The sequence below is a fragment of the Kineococcus vitellinus genome (assembly GCF_009906315.1).
Classification (GTDB): domain Bacteria; phylum Actinomycetota; class Actinomycetes; order Actinomycetales; family Kineococcaceae; genus Kineococcus; species Kineococcus vitellinus.
In genome coordinates this window covers 1-1,238 of record NZ_JAAALL010000559.1, presented here as the reverse complement: position 1 = coordinate 1,238, position 1,238 = coordinate 1, and the positions used below count along the sequence as shown (strand labels likewise).

At 77.7% G+C, this 1,238-nt stretch carries 1 protein-coding gene; it reads right to left on the bottom strand.

The window, feature by feature from the left end; genetic code table 11:
- Positions 1-1,103, bottom strand: a 1,103-nt coding sequence (locus tag GTQ99_RS23390) for a site-2 protease family protein (protein ID WP_166618039.1), incomplete at its 3' end; no start/stop codon positions are given.
- Positions 1,104-1,238 lie beyond the last annotated feature (135 nt).

The window sequence follows — 1,238 nt, the reverse complement described above, 5'->3', positions numbered from 1 at the left end:
GTGTGCAGCAGCCCCCGCACGCGGCCGGCGGCGTCGACGACGACGTGCTCGCCGGGCTGCGCGCTGACCGCCTCCACCAGCTGGCGGCCGCTGAGGTCCTCCGGCAGCCACGAGCGCGGCGGCAGCGCCCGCGCGGTCGCCCCGGCGCCCAGCGAGGTGCGCCGCTCCAGCGGCACCCGCCGCAGCGCGCCGGTGTCCACCACCGCCACCGGCAGGCCGTCGTCGGTGACGAGGACCACCTCCAGGTCGCGCGCGGAGCCGGCCGTCGCGCCGGCGTCGACGGCCGCCCGCGCCGAGCGCACGACCTCCTCGACGGTGGCGCGGGCGTTCACCCCGATCGCCGGCCGCTGCAGCGCGCGCGCCGACAGCAGCGGCACCCGGCGCAGCTCGCGGGCCTGCTGCAGCGCCTGGGAGGCGCCCTGCCACAGCAGCGCCCCCACCAGTCCGGCCCACACCACGTCGGTCAGCGAGCTCTGCCAGCCCAGCAGCCGCGGCCCGCCCAGGGCCAGCAGGAAGACGGCGACCGCGAGCACCCGCCCGCTCCAGCCGGCCGCGACGGTGCCGGCCAGGCGGTCCCCGCGTAGCTTCCACACGAGGGCCTCCAGCGCGTGGCCGCCGTCCAGCGGCAGCCCCGGCAGCAGGTTGAAGGCGGCCAGCAGCGCGTTGGACAGGGTCAGCGCCCCCAGCAGCAGCCCCGCGACGCCCGCGTCGCCCGGCTGCGCGCGCAGCGCCTGGCCGGCGCCGTGCGCGGCCAGCGCGATGACGACGTTGACGACGGGGCCGACGACGGCGATGAGCGCGCTGCGCCCCGGGCCGGTGCTGCCCTCGTGGGCGGTGTAGCCGCCCCAGACGTTGAGCACGATCCCCGTCACCTTCAGGCCCGAGCGCTGCGCGGCCAGCGCGTGCGCCACCTCGTGCAGCAGCACGGAGACCAGCAGCAGCAGGGCGTAGGAGAAGGCGACCAGGTAGGAGGCCGCTCCGGGCACCCGCGCCTGCACCACCGGCGCGAAGATCCACACGATGAGCGCGGCGAAGAGGAACCAGGAGGGGGCCAGCAGGAGGGGGACGCCGAAGGGGCGTCCCAGGCGGATCCCGCCGCTCATGCGGCGTCCACTCGAGGGTCGGGCACCACCTGATCCTAGGAGGCGCCGGGAGGACCCGGGTGCGGGGACCGCCCGCCCGGGGTGTCCGCGGGTGTCCGAGCGGCGACCTATCGTCGAGCGCGTGAGCACGAGCCC